The sequence below is a fragment of the Arsukibacterium sp. genome (assembly GCF_036735525.1).
In the GTDB taxonomy this organism is placed as follows: Bacteria; Pseudomonadota; Gammaproteobacteria; order Enterobacterales; family Alteromonadaceae; genus Alishewanella.
This window is the reverse complement of record NZ_DAINOE010000184.1, coordinates 1-1,329: the sequence shown is the minus strand read 5'-3', so window position 1 is coordinate 1,329 and position 1,329 is coordinate 1. Positions and strand designations below refer to the sequence as shown.

The following is a 1,329-nucleotide window of genomic DNA, read 5'->3' as shown; positions in this document are numbered from 1 at the left end:
ACTTCTGGCCGGTGTATGGCGATAAGGATGAAATCGTTTTTACCTTCTCCACCAGCCGCGGGCGGCAGCATATCGAAGAGATATTAAAACATCGCTTTAAAGGCACCTTATTAAGCGATGGCTACAGTGCCTATGCCAGTTATATCAAAGCCAATGAGGGCTTAACCCATGCCCAGTGTTGGGTGCACAGTCGCCGGCAATTTATTGAAGCCGAAAACAGCTGGCCACAACAGGCCAAAGAAGCAATAAGCCTGATAGCTAAGCTGTATGAGATAGAAGAGACTATCCGAAACAAAAAACTGACCGATGACAAAAAACGCCAATACCGGCTTACGCACAGCAAACCGGTGGTTGACCGCTTCTTTAAGTGGTGTGATGACACCCTGCATAACCTGACGCTGCTGCCCAAAGACCCCCTCTATAAAGCGATTGGCTATGTAAAAAGCAAAGAAATGGCACTGCGGGTATTCCTTGAAGACCCTGCTGTACCACTGGATACGAACCATCTGGAGCGAGCGCTCAGGCCCATTCCTATGGGTAGAAGAAATTGGCTGTTCTGTTGGACCGAAATCGGTGCTGAGCATGTTGGCGTTATTCAAAGCCTGATAGTCACCTGCCGCTTGCATGATATCAATGTGAACGACTATCTGACCGATGTGCTGCTGCGTATTAGTCAGCATCCTGCCAGTTTGGTACATGAGCTGACACCACGGTATTGGAAATCCAAGTTCGCCGACAATCCGCTACGCTCTGACCTCTTTGCTTTACCCGTCACTTCGGTAGAATAGCCTCCAGACGGAGGCGATATGCGCATAGAAGACCTAACCTTAGACGAATTACACGACTTGCACGAGCTTATCTGGAAACGGATTGAGTACTTGCGTTTGCAAAACGATATTAATGTCCTGAGTCAGTTACGCTTAGGCCAAAAAGTGCACTTCAAAGCTAAGGAAGGTCAAGTGTTCGGCGTGGTTATCAAAATCAACAAGAAATCAGTGATGGTGGTCAGTGACGATAATCGCCAGTGGAAAATGCCACCAGGACTGGTACAGATCATGAAAGACGTGTAGGTTGGTTGGCATAAATCTGCAAGGCGTCAATACGTCCTAAAATGAACGCTTACTAACTGCGGGCTATAGAGATACATCATAATCAGCACGGTAATGGCCATAATGCCGTCAATCACGCAACCCTTGCGATGCACTTTTTTAGCACCACAAAATGGTTCATTTCCCAGTGCAAAATGCAGGGTGTTCGTAGGTTTTTTAAGTCGTCTAAATCCAGCTTTAAGGCACGCGGCGTTAAGCCCAGCTGGTTAGCCAACTGCAT

3 protein-coding genes are annotated in these 1,329 nt (G+C 47.4%); 2 read left to right on the top strand and 1 reads right to left on the bottom strand.

All coding sequences use genetic code 11. The features are described from left to right. Together tnpC and V7D78_RS17030 are read left to right on the top strand one after the other, a co-directional pair. Window positions 1-788: IS66 family transposase (gene tnpC, locus V7D78_RS17035; protein ID WP_333609648.1), on the top strand; the 788-nt coding region annotated here is incomplete at its 5' end. Between the two features lie 18 nt (window positions 789-806). Then, window positions 807-1,070: a transposase gene (locus V7D78_RS17030; protein ID WP_333609647.1), complete on the top strand. Its 264-nt coding sequence runs from the start codon at window positions 807-809 to the stop codon at window positions 1,068-1,070. A gap of 112 nt (window positions 1,071-1,182) precedes the next feature. Here the strand turns inward: V7D78_RS17030 and V7D78_RS17025 are convergent, their stop codons facing one another. After that, complete coding sequence (locus tag V7D78_RS17025; RefSeq protein WP_442886750.1) at window positions 1,183-1,329, bottom strand: cysteine peptidase family C39 domain-containing protein; 147 nt, start codon at window positions 1,327-1,329, stop codon at window positions 1,183-1,185.

Excerpts from the sequence above, each read along its gene's own strand:
- V7D78_RS17025 (WP_442886750.1), bottom strand. The coding sequence starts at position 1,329 with ATGCAGTTGGCTAACCAGCTGGGCTTAACGCCGCGTGCCTTAAAGCTG.
- V7D78_RS17030 (WP_333609647.1), top strand. The coding sequence starts at position 807 with ATGCGCATAGAAGACCTAACCTTAGACGAATTACACGACTTGCACGAG.